This window comes from Mesobacillus subterraneus, assembly GCF_000934845.1.
In the GTDB taxonomy this organism is placed as follows: Bacteria; Bacillota; Bacilli; order Bacillales; family Cytobacillaceae; genus Mesobacillus; species Mesobacillus stamsii.
In genome coordinates this window covers 1-13,469 of sequence record NZ_JXIQ01000124.1, presented here as the reverse complement: position 1 = coordinate 13,469, position 13,469 = coordinate 1, and the positions used below count along the sequence as shown (strand labels likewise).

Here is a 13,469-nt window from a genome sequence, read left to right as displayed (position 1 = left end):
CTGGGCTAGCTGGATTCGAACCAACGCATGACGGAGTCAAAGTCCGTTGCCTTACCGCTTGGCTATAGCCCATCGGGAATGAATACGATTTTTAGTATGAATGGAACTGTCACTAATTATACACACTTTATTTATATTTTTCGCAGGAAGAGGAGGTGTTCTGTAGAATCCTTTTGTATAACAAAAAAGGTGGTGCATTCCTATTGTAAAATCAATTGAACTGCTGGCAGAAAACATTTTAAAAGATGCTTTAAAAAGCGGCGCATCGGACATTCATATTATCCCGCACGAGAAAGACACCCTGATAAAATTCAGGCTAGGCAATCAGTTGCTGCCCCGATACACGCTTGATCAGGGGGATTGTGAACGGCTAATTTCCCACTTTAAATTTACCGCTTCGATGGATATAGGCGAAAAGAGAAGGCCGCAAAGTGGCGCCTTCAGCTACCAGGACCACGATCAAAAAATCGGTTTGAGAATCTCCACCCTTCCAGCCTATCTGAACGAAAGCATGGTCATTCGGCTTCTTCCCGAACAAAAGCAGATCCCTTCTTACCAACTATCATTATTCCCATCCACATCAAAAAAATTAATTTCCCTTTTAAAACATGCTCATGGTCTGATTATTTTTACCGGTCCGACAGGCAGTGGCAAAACGACTACATTGTATTCCATGCTATCGGAAACTTCGGAAATGGTCCATCGTAATGTCATCACACTCGAGGACCCTATTGAAAAACCAAGTGAAGCCGTGCTTCAAGTTCAGGTCAACGAACGAGCAGGTGTTTCCTATGCTGCGGGCTTAAAGGCGATCCTCCGGCATGATCCGGATATCATTATGGTTGGAGAAATCAGAGACAAAGAGACTGCGGAGACAGCGATAAGGGCATCGCTGACAGGGCATTTGGTATTGACGACGATGCACACACGGGATGCAAAGGGAGCCATATACAGGCTGAGTGAATTCGGGATATCTTGGCTTGAAATCGAACAGACATTGATCGCAGTAACCGCACAAAGGCTTGTTGAATTGACATGTCCTTATTGTGAAGATGCTTGCTCGCCGTTCTGCTACTCTTCTGGCAGCGGCAAAAGGGGAAATGTATTTGAAATTCTTACGGGAAGGGATTTATCGGCTGCATTGAAGGAAGCGAAAGGAGAACACCAGAATTACCACTACAAAACACTTAAGGATGCAATAAAAAAAGGCATCGCCCTGGGGTTTATCAAGGAATCGGAATATCAGAGGTGGGTGCTAAATGAAGGAGAATAAGTGGCCAGTCCGTGATCAGGCCAGATTCCTGAAAAGGACAGGGGAGCTTTTGGCGCAAGGATATTCTTTAGCAGAGGCAATTGAATCGATGACTTTTCATCTTGAATGGAAAAGGAAAGCAGATATTAAAAGAAGTCTCGATCAGCTTCGGGAAGGCTTTCCTTTTTATTTAATCCTAGCTGAATTGCATTTCAATAAAGAATTGATCAGCTATGTATATTTTGCTGAGCAACACGGTGGCCTAGTCCATGCCGTCACAGAAGGAGCCGATATGGTCTTAAAACGCGAAGCCGATTATCAGCGGCTGAAAAAGTTGGCTGCATACCCACTGTTCCTTGGTACCCTCACCTTTCTCTTGTTTTTCTTCATCAACAAGGTGTTGCTGCCGAAATTCACCTCACTTTTCTCAGACATGAACATGGCTCCGAATATTTTCATGGCAATCATTCGTGCTGCTGGTGACATTATTCCTTTCCTGCTTTACTTTCTGCTCAGCATTGCAGTGCTATCGGCCCTTTATTACAATTTGATATTCAGGAAACTGCCTGTTATGCAACAAAAAATGAAACTGGTGAAACTGCCGGTAGCAGGCAGATGGATCAAACTGCTTTCCTCCCATTCCTTCGCAGTCCAATTAAGCTATCTGTTTTCGGGAGGGCTACCGGTTCATGATGCCTTGAAGGTTTTTGAGCAAAATCGTCATGAACCATTTTTAAGTGAAATCGGAAAGGATATTATCTCAAAATTGGCAGCGGGTGAGGATTTTGACAAGGCAGTAGATGATTATCCGTTTTTTGAAGCTGAATTGCCGAAAATTATCAGGCACGGGCAAAAGAATGGCAAACTGGATCAGGAGCTTTATTTTTACAGCCGGTATTGCCTTAAAGAACTAGAAGACAAATTGGAGACGTCGATGAAAACAATCCAGCCAATCTTATACAGTTTTATTGGCCTGCTGGTCATCTCACTGTATCTGGCTATCCTGCTTCCGATGTTCGACATGATGAAAGGGATTTAAAGTAATTAGATACGAGGAAAAGGAGAAGAAAATAATGAAAAATCAAAAAGGTTTTACGCTGATAGAAATGATGATTGTATTGCTGGTGATTTCGGTCTTATTAATTATTACGGTGCCGAATATTGCAACGCATAACTCGAATATCAACAATAAAGGCTGTGAGGCATATATAAAACTGGTAGAAACTCAGGTACAGGCTTATAAAATGGATAAAAACACTACCCCTGATTTCCAGCTGCTTTACGACGCAGGCTACTTGAAAAGCCCGAATGCCGCTTGTCCCGACGGAACAAAGATTGAAATTTTAACTGACGGGACTGTCCAGATGTCAGCATTATGAACGGCAGGCTGAAAAACACTGGCGGCTTTACTATGGTTGAAATGATCATTGTTCTGTCAGCTTTCCTGATGCTCTCCGTTACATCTGTCTTTCTGTTTGCACCACAAAATGATGTCCTCGCAAAAGAACTTTTCTTCAACCAGCTAGAATCCGATCTATTGTACAGCCAACAATACGCAATATCCCACCAGGAACAAGTAACTGTCCGCTTCCTGCCAGAGTACCATGCGTACTATATTCGCGGCACCGATTATCGTGCACCTTATCTGATCGAACGGTATTATTCTGCAGACGTTTTGGTCGAACAAGGCACGATGAAATTCCTGTTTCACTATATGCCGGATGGGAATATTGACAGTTTCGGGTCTTTCTATGTGACAGCTGGCTCAAAGAGGTTCCGAATGATGATCCTAATTGGGAAAGGTCGGTTTTATGTTGTCGAAGAATGAAAAAGGCTTTTTTATGGCGGACATGCTTTTATCGCTTACAGCATTTCTTATGGCGACTACAGTTTTGCTGCCAATAGCAGTAGTGATAATCGAAAAGACGGCAGAAGTAAGGGCCGAGGAAGATGCAAACTCTATTTTATATGACGAACTGATGTACTTGAAAGTTGCGGGCACAACTTCGGGAACAAATTGGATTTCTCAAAACGGAATTCCATATGAAGTAACCGTGACTAAGGTTGAAAACAATTCTACATGGGAGGTATGTGTTCATTATGAGAGCAACCAGCAAGCCCATAAAAAATGTTCTGCGACTGAATGAAATCGGCTTTACCATGCTGGAGATGCTTTTATCGTTGTTGGTGTTTTCCATGATTGCCTCGATGCTTCCATTAAGTTTTAGAATCATTCTTGATGACACCCTCACAGAAAAAGGACTCACGAGGATGGAGTGGGATGTGTTCAGCAGCCAAATAAAAAAAGAGATCCGCACAGCAGAACAGATGACAGTTCAGCCTGATAAGCTGCTATTGAAAGTCAATGGCCAAATCATCCTATACGAAAAGTATGCTTCTAGTATGAGGAGAAGAGTGGATGGACAAGGACACGAAATTTTGATGCAAAATCTGTCCAGCTTTGCTTTTGAAAAAATTGCGGATGGTGTGGTGGTAACGGCCGTTGGTTTAGATGGAATTCATTATTCGGTTCGAATCCACCAGTTTTTGCAAACAGGAGGTGTTCAACTATAAATGAAAGAGGGTTTATCTATCCATTAACAATGATTTTTTTAGTTTTGATGTCCTTTTTTTTGCTGATAGGGACGGAACAGTATATTGCCGAGAAAAAGTTTGCCAAAGAGACAGAAACCATTCGACTCCAGGAATATTATATGCTGTGCTCGATGAAACAGGCTGAGCTTCTGTTAAAAGAAGACAATTTGCCCACTAACGGTATCCTTGATTACCATTTTGGAACAGTTGGCTTCCAAAAACAATCCTTATCTACGACTGTTGACGAAGTGACTTTCACTCTTGAACTCGACAGCGGTGAAAAGGGGATTGGTTTTGGACAATATGACAAGGAAAAGGGCATGATGATAAAATGGAAGGAAAAGAACTGACAGGTGATGACGAGATATGAGAGCGATTTATTTAATTGGATTCATGGGTGCAGGAAAGACAACTGTCTCACAGGAATTGGCCCGGAGACTGAATGTGGCAGTGTATGATACAGACGAAGAGATCGTCAAAAGGACTGGAATGTCCATCAATGAGATCTTTGCTGCAGAAGGGGAAGAAAAGTTTCGCCATTATGAGGCAGAGGTTTTGCGATCGCTGCCTTCCACCAATGCTGTTATTGCAACAGGAGGAGGGATCGTAGGAAGGACAGGCAACAGGCTGTTTCTGAAAGGAAAAAGGAATGTTGTCTACTTGCATGCGGAACTTGAAAGCATCCTCGCAAGGCTGAAGGAGGATAATTCCAGACCGCTGTTGAAACAGGACAAAATGAAAACAGCTAAAGCGCTATACGAAAGTAGACTTCCTTTGTATCGGGAGACAACGGAATTTGAAATTGATACATCTGTTAAAACGGTACAGCAAATTGTCGATGACATCATCCAGTGTATGAAAAAATGACACATGGTTATACTTTTACAGATGAGGATGGTGTAGCCATGAAAACAAATGAGTACGTGAAATACCTAACCCAGACCGTTGTACAATATATCGATCAGCCAAAAGAGGAACGTCGGAAAATCAAGCAGGAAAAAAAGGAGGCAGAAGCGACCTTTCTATTCAAATGGTTCGGCATCCTTCCGTTTATGCTGATGTCCGGAGTAAAAAAGAAAAAACGCTTATGAAGCAAAGCCCGGCGAACCAATCCGCCGGGCTTTGCTATGCGATGGGAACATTAAGTAATGGCATTCTCGGTTAAATAAAACAATCCGCCATTGATGATGGAGAGTTGAATTTTCGGTTCATATTGTTCTTTTAAAGCTGTTTTTTCTGTTTCAAAACTTTCGGATTTTTCCTCATCATTTTCATAAAAATGATGAAGTAAATCGAGATCCTTCTGCCAGCGTTCTCTTGCCTCCACTGCCCATGTATGATCCTCTTTTTCAATAATGGAAGTAAGAAATGCCTGGATTCTATTCACCCCGCTCTTTGGTTTGATCAAAGGAGAAAGTGTATAGGCATAATCCGGTATTTTTGTCGTTAATGGAAGTTTTAGTAATCGTTCATGAAAGTTTTCCACCATTCTTCCATTGATCAGCTGGAGCCCAATTGAATGGAAAACCTCCCGTTTTCTGTCACATTGGTAAGATACTTTTCCATTGATTCCAATCCAGGGAATCAAAGCGGTTTGTTCATGATACTGGTCCTTTTGATATAAACGGATAAAACCTGCCAGGTTCTTTGTTGAATCAAAGATTTGATGAAGACGCGGAGAACCAAAATGGATGATTTCTCCTTGCAAATTGTCTGGTGCCTGCTGTTTGTCTGTTATAAAGGTAAGCTTCATTGGATTTGGTACCCCACCCGTTTTCTCAAGATAATGCCAGTAAAACGGACGGTTCATCAATTCCTTATCAAGCTCCACGGTGAGCTGGACAGTCATATATCCTTTGTCGTTTTCTATCAGTTCACAATGATTTGCCATGAAATACCTTTCTAAAAAATTATGGATTTCCTGTTGCTTCACGTTGAGATTCCCCCTTCATTTCTTCTGCGAACTGGATCATGGAGGTTAAGTTTTCCATCTTGATCCGAATTTCCCCTTCTGATGAGGACTTTCCAAAGATATCAACCAAGTGTTCTTCCATATTTCCAAACTCCCATTTTGTCAGGATATCATCAAGTTCACCGATTACTTTTTCAAACAGATTGATTTTCTCGTAAAGAAGCTTCATAACATGTTCTTCCACTGTATCCTTCGTTGCGAAGTTGAAGATTTTCACATCTTTTTCTTGGCCAAGACGGTGGATCCTGCCGATTCTTTGTTCCAGTCTCATTGGGTTCCAGGGAAGGTCAAAGTTGATGATATGACTGCAAAATTGCAGGTTGATCCCTTCGCCCCCGGCTTCCGTTGCGATCAGGACCTGAACGTTCTTCTGAAATAGCTCTCTCATCCAGTCCTTTTTTCCGCGTTTGAACCCGCCGCGGAACGGAACCGATGTGATGCCATTTTGCTTTAGAAACCATTGAAGATACAGCTGAGTGGCTCGATATTCGGTGAAGATGATCACTTTGTCATCAATTTGGTTGATCAACTCAAGCGCTTTTTCCGCTTTGGAGTTTTTTGTTACGGCCTCCACTTGTTTGATAAGCTGGGATATCGTATTTTGTAATTCAATGGAAGGGTTTTCCTGCCGCTGCAGCATATTTTTGAGTGTGTAAAAAACAGCTTCCCTGCTGCTGCATGCTTCCCGCTGGAGGGTCATTAGTGAAAACTGACTGGATGCAAGTCCGCTGGCAGAACCTCTTAAGTCCTCGATGGCGTTATATAAAGCTCGCTCCTCATTGGATAAATGGATCAGAATCGTTTCTACTTGTCGCTTTGTCCACTCGATGCCGGTATCCGAACGCCTATTGCGGATCATCACTTTGTTGACCAGTTCTCGCAGATGCTCATCATCATGGACGGACCTAGCATCTTTTTTATATTTATCAAAAAATGCTGATTCACTGCCGAGATGACCTGGCTTCAATAATGATACGAGGTTGAAAATTTCTTCAATCCGGTTCTGGATAGGAGTCGCCGTTAGTAGCAGGCAGAATCGTTTTTTAAGGTTTTGAACAAATTCATAGTTTTTTGTTTTATTATTTTTCAATTTATGTGCTTCATCAATGATAATCAGGTCATAATTTAATTGGTTGATGATATCCTTGTGCGGGGCACGCTTGGCTGTATCAATAGATGAAACGACGACATCGAATTGTTCCCACACATAACTTTTCTTTTGGGCAATTGCAGGGATGTGGAATTTGGTGTTTAACTCCATCTCCCATTGCGAAACTAGTGAAGCAGGAACTAAGATTAGCACCTTTTTCACCAAGCCTCTGATCATGTATTCTTTCAAAATCAGTCCGGCTTCGATCGTTTTTCCCAGTCCCACTTCATCAGCAAGGATCGCTTTTCCGTTCATATTTTCGACCACCTGCCTGGCCACTTCGAGCTGATGCGGCAATGGGGTTAGATCCGGGAGGTGACCAGGTGCTTGGAGACCTTCAAATTCAGGGATGATCGTATGTTTTTCGATTTCAACCGCAAGTTTGTATAGCTCCCAATTTCCCCATGGTCCGTCCTTCTCGATTCTTTCCGCCATTTCGTTTTGCCAGGAGGAATCGAAGTTTATTTCCGCGTTCATTTTCTCCACCTCTTTTAATATAAAAATATTGCCCAATCCCCCTTCTAATGGTAGGATGAAGTTAGCTTTTGAATGTTTTGAAATTTGTCATTTTATAGCCGGAAACATCAGTTTGCAGACATGGGTGATAACGTCTAGCGTGCCCAAATGTGAAAATAATATAAATGCGGATGACGACAAGAGGAGAGACTACCCCGGTAGCGCCGAAGGAGCAAGCAGAATTGTGAATCTCTCAGGCAAAAGAACTCTTGTTTGACGCATCTCTGGAGAGTGCTTCCATTCGTGTGAGCCACCAAAGAGGAAAACCTATACAGGTAAACTTTCAGGTGAAAGGACAGAGACCTTCTCGGATGAAGAGGGGGTGCTCTGTCCTTTTCTGCTTTTTGGATATAGAGGTGGATGCAAACTGATATTTTGGCTTGAGACAAAGGGGGATACATAATGTCGGAATTAAAACGAACACCACTTTTTGAAGTTTACCAGGAGTATGGCGGGAAGACAGTTGACTTTGGAGGCTGGGAGCTGCCTGTTCAGTTTTCAAGCATCAAGGAGGAACATGAGGCAGTAAGGACAAAAGCCGGTTTATTCGATGTTTCCCATATGGGCGAAATCGCAGTGGGCGGTCCCGATAGCTTGGATTTCTTACAAAAGTTGATGACAAATGATGTTTCAAAGCTTAAAAATGGGGGAGCACAGTACACGGCGATGTGTTATGAGAACGGCGGCACAGTGGATGATTTGCTTGTTTATAAAATCGAAGCGGATGATTACCTGCTTGTAGTGAATGCTTCCAATATTGAAAAGGATTTCGATTGGATGCAGAAACAACTTGAAGGCAATGTGGAAATGGAAAACTTGTCCGATCGCATGGCACAGCTAGCTATACAGGGACCAAAGGCGGAAGAAATCCTCCAAAAGCTGTCCGGAGAATTCGACCTCGGCACAATAGGTTTTTTTAAGTTCAAGCAAGAAGTCGATCTGAACGGTAAGAAAGCGCTTGTATCTCGAACAGGGTATACTGGAGAAGATGGATTTGAAATTTATTGCGATTCTAAAGACGCAGTCAGACTCTGGAAAGAAATTCTTGAGGCAGGCAAAAAAGAAGGCATTCTTCCTTGTGGCCTTGGTGCTAGGGATACACTCCGTTTCGAAGCAAATCTTCCTTTGTATGGCCAAGAATTGTCACCGGAAATTAGCCCGCTTGAAGCAGGGATTGGCTTTGCGGTCAAGCTGAATAAAGAAGCTGATTTCATCGGAAAAGAGGTACTCAAGCAGCAAAAAGAAAAAGGTCTGACTAAAAAGCTTATCGGGATCGAAATGATCGACCGAGGCATTCCTCGCCATGGCTATCCAGTTTACAAAGGGGAAGTCAGGGTTGGGGAGGTAACCACTGGAACGCAATCCCCAACGCTCAAGAAAAACATCGGACTTGCACTGCTTGACACTAGAGAAACGGAGCTTGGGAATGAAGTAGAAGTTGAAATCCGCGGAAAACGCTTGAAAGCTGCTGTTTCAGCTACACCATTTTATAAAAGAGCCAAAAAGTAAATGCCAGAGAGGGGAAAAGTTATGAAGCATCGCTATTTACCGCTGACGGAAAGTGACAAAAACGCAATGTTGGAAAGCATCGGTGTATCATCAATTGATGAACTGTTCAGCGATATACCTGAAAAGGTCCGTTTCACTGGAGAATATAACATTAAGAAAGCCAAGCCGGAAACAGCTCTTATGAAGGAGCTTGCTCAGATGGCAGCCAAAAATGCTGATTTAAAAAGGAATACTTCCTTCATTGGTGCAGGGGTATATGATCATTATATTCCGGTCATTGTTGACCATGTTCTGTCACGTTCGGAATTTTACACTGCGTACACACCCTATCAGCCAGAAATCTCGCAAGGTGAACTTCAGGCCATCTTTGAATTTCAGACGATGATCTCCGAACTGACTGGCATGGAGGTAGCGAACTCTTCCATGTATGATGGTGGAACTGCTCTGGCAGAAGCGGCCATGCTTAGTGCAGGCCATACAAGAAGGAAGAAAATATTGATTTCAAGCGCTGTTCATCCGGAGTATAAGGATGTCGTCAAAACCTATGCAAAAGGTCAGTATATTGATGTAGTCGAAGTGCCTTATAAAGATGGTGTAACAGACATAGATGCTTTGAAAGGGATGACAAGCGAAGATGTGGCTGCTGTTATCGTCCAGTATCCGAACTTCTTTGGCGGTCTGGAATCGATGAAGGAAATCGAAGCAATTGTCCATGAGAATAAATCACTTTTCGTAGTATCAAGCAATCCGCTTGCGCTTGGGGCATTGACGCCTCCAGGGAAATTTGGCGCAGATATTGTGACAGGAGACGCACAGCCATTCGGAATTCCGACTGCATTCGGCGGCCCTCACTGTGGATACTTTGCAGTAACTGGAAAGTTAATGAGAAAAGTTCCCGGAAGACTCGTCGGCCAAACGAAGGATGATCAGGGACGAAGAGGCTTCGTTTTGACGCTGCAGGCGAGGGAACAGCATATTCGCCGGGATAAAGCGACGTCCAATATCTGTTCGAACCAGGCATTAAATGCCCTTGCCGCCTCTGTGGCAATGACAGCACTCGGCAAAAAGGGTGTACGGGAAATGGCTGTCAGCAATATCCAAAAAGCGCATTATGCTAAACAAAAGTTTAAGGAAAATGGTTTTGAAATCGCATTTGAAGGTCATTCTTTTAATGAATTTGTTGTTAAACTAAATAAGCCAGTAAAAGAAGTGAACCAGAAGCTTCTCAAAAAAGACATCATTGGCGGCTATGATCTCGGCCGTGATTTTTCCGGACTTGAGAATCATATGTTGATTGCAGTGACGGAATTAAGAACGAAAGAAGAAATCGATACTTTTGTTAAGGAAATGGGGGATATCAATGCATAAGGAAGATCAGCCACTCATTTTTGAATTAAGCACACCAGGCCGTGTCGGCTATAGCCTTCCGGAAATGGATGTTCCAGAAGCAGATTTAACAGACCTTTTGCCTGAAGGATTTCTTCGGGAAGACGATCCGGAACTTCCTGAGGCTTCCGAGCTTGATATCATGCGCCACTACACAGCATTATCCAAACGCAATCATGGAGTGGATTCCGGATTTTATCCGCTTGGATCATGCACGATGAAATACAATCCGAAAATGAATGAAAATGTCGCTCGCTTTGATGGTTTTGCACACTTGCATCCATTGCAGGATGAAAGTTCTGTTCAAGGTGCGCTTGAATTGATGTACGACCTGCAGGAACACTTGATTGAAATCACTGGTATGGATGAAGTTACCTTGCAGCCGGCCGCTGGTGCGCATGGGGAATGGACGGGATTGATGATGATTCGGGCCTACCATGAAGCGAATGGAGACCAAAGTCGGACGAAGGTCATTATTCCTGACTCCGCTCACGGAACAAATCCTGCATCTGCGACCGTCGCTGGTTTTGAAACGATCACAGTTAAATCCGATAAAAATGGTCTTGTTGATCTGGAAGACCTAAAGAAGGTTGTCGGGGAAGATACTGCAGCATTAATGCTTACAAATCCGAACACGCTTGGATTATTTGAAGAAAATATTTTGGAGATGGCCGAAATAGTCCACGGCGCAGGTGGAAAGCTTTACTATGATGGAGCCAACTTGAATGCTGTAATGTCCAAGGCACGGCCTGGTGATATGGGCTTTGATGTTGTCCACTTGAACCTTCACAAAACATTCACAGGACCACACGGCGGCGGCGGACCAGGTTCTGGCCCAGTTGGCGTAAAAGCAGACTTGATCCCCTTCCTGCCAAAGCCAATCGTCACAAAGCAGGATGGCGTTTATAAGTTCGACTACGATCGCCCGCAGTCTATCGGAAGGGTAAAACCGTTCTACGGAAACTTTGGCATCAATGTCCGTGCCTATACTTATATCCGCACAATGGGACCGGATGGCTTGAAGGCTGTAACAGAGTACGCGGTACTCAATGCCAACTATATGATGAGAAAGCTTGCTGACTATTATGATCTGCCGTTTAACAGGCATTGCAAGCATGAGTTCGTCCTAAGCGGCAAGCGTCAAAAAAAGCTAGGCGTGCGCACGCTGGATATCGCCAAACGCCTGCTTGACTTCGGCTATCATCCGCCAACCATCTACTTCCCATTGAATGTAGAAGAAGCGATCATGATTGAGCCGACAGAAACAGAATCCAAGGAAACGCTTGATGCCTTCATCGATGCGATGATCCAAATCGCGCGTGAAGCAGAAGAGAACCCGGAAATCGTTCAAGAAGCACCGCACTCCACGGTAGTAGGCCGCCTGGATGAAACAACAGCTGCAAGGAAGCCGATCCTCCGCTATCAGAAAGCGGAATAGTTTTTTGAAATCATGTCGATATACTCTGCATGATTTCCAGAAAGGCTTTCGTCAGCGTTGAAGGAAATAGCAAAAAAGCTAACCCCCCAGCTTCTGCTGGGGGGTGATTTTTATGGAAAGAGCAGATTACGCTTTAATTTTGCCGCCCCATTTTTTGAAGCCGCCTTCTAGATGGGATAAATCTTTACAGCCATTTTTGTGAAGCAGCTGTGCAGCACGGCCGCTGCGGGATCCGCTCTGGCAATAAAGATAGACTGGCTTGTCCGGTCTGATTTCTTTCAAACGTGCCTTTAGCTGGGTAAGCGGAATGTTTCTAGCACCTAGTATATGGCCGTTTGCGAATTCATTCGGTTCACGGACATCAATGAGCTGCGCTTTACGATACCCTGCTTTGAATTCTTCCTCTGACAAAGTCTTTAGGATTTTCTTTTGGCGGAAATACATAAACACATAGTACAGAATCACCGCAACTGTCAGAACGATTAACAAAATAAGTGTATACAAAACATATTTCTCCTTTCAAGCTATGCTGAGCCATCTTTAATTATATAAGCCTTCCTGGATAAGCGCAAAGATATTTACCAAAATTCTTTCAAACAAGCTGCTTTTCTTTTGAAAATTTATTTGTTAGACTAAAAAAATCTTGATCAAATGAAAATGGGGTAATGCAATGGAAAAAGCAGTATGGAGATTTATTGATTCAGGTGACAATTCACCGTCATTTAATATGGCGTTAGATGAGGCATTACTCGAGTGGCATGGTGCAGGAAAGATCCCACCTGTTGTCCGCTTTTATGGTTGGAATCCTGCGACCCTTTCAATTGGCTATTTTCAGAGGATTGAGCGCGAGATTGATATGGATGCTGTACAGCAGCTTGGCCTCGGGTTTGTGCGCAGGCCGACTGGTGGCAGGGGAGTCCTGCATGAACACGAACTCACTTATAGCGTCATTGTGACAGAAGATTATCCTGACATGCCAAAAACTGTCACAGAAGCATATCGTGTCATTTCAGAAGGGATTTTGCAGGGGTTTCAGAATCTAGGACTGGAAGCTTATTTCGCTGGGCCAAAAACATCTGCCGAAAAGGAAGCACTAAAGAACCCGCGATCCGCAGTTTGTTTTGATGCACCAAGCTGGTACGAACTGGTAGTTGAGGGACGGAAGGTTGCCGGAAGTGCTCAGACCCGTCAGAAAGGGGTAATCCTACAGCATGGTTCCATTTTGCTGGATTTAGATGAAGATAAACTTTTCAGCTTGTTCAAGTATCCGAATGACAAAGTCAAAGAAAGAATGCAGCGTGCTTTCAAGTCCAAGGCGGTAGCCATCAATCAAATCAGCAGCCGGAAGATTGAACTAGAGGAAGCAAAGAAAGCCTTCAAGGAAGGTTTCGAGGCTGGATTGAGGATAAAATTGGACCCTTACACCTTAAGTGAAGAAGAACTGGATTATGTAAATGCACTTGCAAAAAATAAATACGAATCTGAGGACTGGAATTTCAAAAGATAAAAATTTACAGAGCGGATCAACCGCTTTTTTTGCTGTTATGGAAATTACAAAATTATTTAGTTGTGGATAACTAATTGTGTTTTTCTTAATCCAGCTCCAGCGCCTAGCCCCTTGAGTCGCTTCGGTCCGCCCAATGAAGTCAAA

Annotated in this window: 16 protein-coding genes, 1 tRNA gene and 1 riboswitch; of the genes, 13 read left to right on the top strand and 4 right to left on the bottom strand. The window is 43.4% G+C overall.

Annotated elements, in window-relative coordinates:
- Positions 1 to 72: transfer RNA gene (locus tag UB32_RS15395), tRNA-Gln, on the bottom strand.
- Between the two features lie 130 nt (positions 73 to 202).
- Here UB32_RS15395 and comGA point away from each other — a divergent pair.
- The 9 genes from comGA to UB32_RS15350 are packed head-to-tail and all read left to right on the top strand — an operon-like array spanning position 203 to position 4,938.
- A complete protein-coding gene (gene comGA, locus UB32_RS15390; RefSeq protein ID WP_128721564.1) occupies positions 203 to 1,273 on the top strand; it encodes a competence type IV pilus ATPase ComGA in 1,071 nt (356 codons plus the stop codon).
- Positions 1,260 to 2,291 carry a competence type IV pilus assembly protein ComGB gene (comGB, locus tag UB32_RS15385; protein ID WP_044395251.1) on the top strand — a complete coding sequence of 344 codons (1,032 nt, stop codon included), beginning with the start codon at positions 1,260 to 1,262 and terminating at the stop codon, positions 2,289 to 2,291. The genes comGA and comGB overlap by 14 nt, the downstream gene beginning before the upstream one ends.
- A gap of 34 nt (positions 2,292 to 2,325) precedes the next feature.
- A complete protein-coding gene (gene comGC, locus UB32_RS15380) occupies positions 2,326 to 2,631 on the top strand; it encodes a competence type IV pilus major pilin ComGC (protein ID WP_044395249.1) in 306 nt (101 codons plus the stop codon).
- Positions 2,628 to 3,080 (top strand): competence type IV pilus minor pilin ComGD, encoded by a 453-nt coding sequence (gene comGD / locus UB32_RS15375; protein WP_044395247.1) that lies wholly within the window; start codon positions 2,628 to 2,630, stop codon positions 3,078 to 3,080. Before comGC ends, comGD begins: the two co-directional genes overlap by 4 nt.
- Positions 3,064 to 3,399 carry a hypothetical protein gene (locus UB32_RS15370; RefSeq protein ID WP_044395245.1) on the top strand — a complete coding sequence of 112 codons (336 nt, stop codon included), beginning with the start codon at positions 3,064 to 3,066 and terminating at the stop codon, positions 3,397 to 3,399. The genes comGD and UB32_RS15370 overlap by 17 nt, the downstream gene beginning before the upstream one ends.
- Positions 3,353 to 3,826: a competence type IV pilus minor pilin ComGF gene (gene comGF / locus UB32_RS19095; protein ID WP_052807065.1), complete on the top strand. Its 474-nt coding sequence runs from the start codon at positions 3,353 to 3,355 to the stop codon at positions 3,824 to 3,826. The genes UB32_RS15370 and comGF overlap by 47 nt, the downstream gene beginning before the upstream one ends.
- A gap of 59 nt (positions 3,827 to 3,885) precedes the next feature.
- Positions 3,886 to 4,197, top strand: coding sequence for a competence type IV pilus minor pilin ComGG (comGG, locus tag UB32_RS15360; RefSeq protein ID WP_157841634.1), 312 nt, complete (start codon positions 3,886 to 3,888; stop codon positions 4,195 to 4,197).
- 16 nt (positions 4,198 to 4,213) lie between these two features.
- Entirely contained in the window at positions 4,214 to 4,714 is a 501-nt protein-coding gene (locus UB32_RS15355) for a shikimate kinase (RefSeq protein WP_044395241.1), read from the top strand.
- A 38-nt stretch (positions 4,715 to 4,752) separates the two neighbouring features.
- Positions 4,753 to 4,938 (top strand): YqzE family protein, encoded by a 186-nt coding sequence (locus UB32_RS15350; RefSeq protein ID WP_044395238.1) that lies wholly within the window; start codon positions 4,753 to 4,755, stop codon positions 4,936 to 4,938.
- A gap of 50 nt (positions 4,939 to 4,988) precedes the next feature.
- Here UB32_RS15350 and UB32_RS15345 read toward each other — a convergent pair whose 3' ends face one another.
- Together UB32_RS15345 and UB32_RS15340 are read right to left on the bottom strand one after the other, a co-directional pair.
- Positions 4,989 to 5,780, bottom strand: coding sequence for a YqhG family protein (locus tag UB32_RS15345; RefSeq protein ID WP_044395236.1), 792 nt, complete (start codon positions 5,778 to 5,780; stop codon positions 4,989 to 4,991).
- A complete protein-coding gene (locus tag UB32_RS15340) occupies positions 5,758 to 7,446 on the bottom strand; it encodes a DEAD/DEAH box helicase (RefSeq protein WP_044395234.1) in 1,689 nt (562 codons plus the stop codon). The genes UB32_RS15345 and UB32_RS15340 overlap by 23 nt, the downstream gene beginning before the upstream one ends.
- Before the next feature lie 170 nt (positions 7,447 to 7,616).
- Positions 7,617 to 7,704: riboswitch (glycine riboswitch) on the top strand.
- Between the two features lie 183 nt (positions 7,705 to 7,887).
- Between UB32_RS15340 and gcvT the strand changes: the two genes are divergently transcribed.
- From gcvT to gcvPB, 3 genes are read left to right on the top strand one after another with little or no spacing between them, the layout of a single operon-like run.
- Positions 7,888 to 8,994 (top strand): glycine cleavage system aminomethyltransferase GcvT, encoded by a 1,107-nt coding sequence (gene gcvT, locus UB32_RS15335; RefSeq protein WP_044395232.1) that lies wholly within the window; start codon positions 7,888 to 7,890, stop codon positions 8,992 to 8,994.
- Between the two features lie 21 nt (positions 8,995 to 9,015).
- A complete protein-coding gene (gene gcvPA, locus UB32_RS15330) occupies positions 9,016 to 10,362 on the top strand; it encodes an aminomethyl-transferring glycine dehydrogenase subunit GcvPA (RefSeq protein WP_044395229.1) in 1,347 nt (448 codons plus the stop codon).
- The gene (gene gcvPB, locus UB32_RS15325) at positions 10,355 to 11,818 is read left to right on the top strand and encodes an aminomethyl-transferring glycine dehydrogenase subunit GcvPB (RefSeq protein ID WP_044395227.1); all 1,464 of its coding nucleotides are present in this window, start codon (positions 10,355 to 10,357) and stop codon (positions 11,816 to 11,818) included. The genes gcvPA and gcvPB overlap by 8 nt, the downstream gene beginning before the upstream one ends.
- Positions 11,819 to 11,944: 126 nt before the next feature.
- On the opposite strand, the gene UB32_RS15320 is transcribed toward gcvPB, so the two are convergent.
- On the bottom strand, positions 11,945 to 12,262 hold the full coding sequence (locus UB32_RS15320; RefSeq protein WP_084221868.1) for a rhodanese-like domain-containing protein: 318 nt from the start codon (positions 12,260 to 12,262) through the stop codon (positions 11,945 to 11,947).
- Between the two features lie 226 nt (positions 12,263 to 12,488).
- Here UB32_RS15320 and UB32_RS15315 point away from each other — a divergent pair, with 226 nt between their 5' ends.
- Positions 12,489 to 13,325, top strand: coding sequence for a lipoate--protein ligase family protein (locus tag UB32_RS15315; protein WP_044395223.1), 837 nt, complete (start codon positions 12,489 to 12,491; stop codon positions 13,323 to 13,325).
- The last annotated feature ends 144 nt before the right edge of the window (positions 13,326 to 13,469 follow it).

Coding starts and splice junctions, on each gene's coding strand:
- comGB (WP_044395251.1), top strand. CDS start 1,260: ATGAAGGAGAATAAGTGGCCAGTCCGTGATCAGGCCAGATTCCTGAAA.
- comGC (WP_044395249.1), top strand. CDS start 2,326: ATGAAAAATCAAAAAGGTTTTACGCTGATAGAAATGATGATTGTATTG.
- comGD (WP_044395247.1), top strand. CDS start 2,628: ATGAACGGCAGGCTGAAAAACACTGGCGGCTTTACTATGGTTGAAATG.
- UB32_RS15370 (WP_044395245.1), top strand. CDS start 3,064: ATGTTGTCGAAGAATGAAAAAGGCTTTTTTATGGCGGACATGCTTTTA.
- comGF (WP_052807065.1), top strand. CDS start 3,353: ATGAGAGCAACCAGCAAGCCCATAAAAAATGTTCTGCGACTGAATGAA.
- UB32_RS15355 (WP_044395241.1), top strand. CDS start 4,214: ATGAGAGCGATTTATTTAATTGGATTCATGGGTGCAGGAAAGACAACT.
- UB32_RS15350 (WP_044395238.1), top strand. CDS start 4,753: ATGAAAACAAATGAGTACGTGAAATACCTAACCCAGACCGTTGTACAA.
- UB32_RS15340 (WP_044395234.1), bottom strand. CDS start 7,446: ATGAACGCGGAAATAAACTTCGATTCCTCCTGGCAAAACGAAATGGCG.
- gcvT (WP_044395232.1), top strand. CDS start 7,888: ATGTCGGAATTAAAACGAACACCACTTTTTGAAGTTTACCAGGAGTAT.
- gcvPA (WP_044395229.1), top strand. CDS start 9,016: ATGAAGCATCGCTATTTACCGCTGACGGAAAGTGACAAAAACGCAATG.
- gcvPB (WP_044395227.1), top strand. CDS start 10,355: ATGCATAAGGAAGATCAGCCACTCATTTTTGAATTAAGCACACCAGGC.
- UB32_RS15320 (WP_084221868.1), bottom strand. CDS start 12,262: ATGTATTTCCGCCAAAAGAAAATCCTAAAGACTTTGTCAGAGGAAGAA.
- UB32_RS15315 (WP_044395223.1), top strand. CDS start 12,489: ATGGAAAAAGCAGTATGGAGATTTATTGATTCAGGTGACAATTCACCG.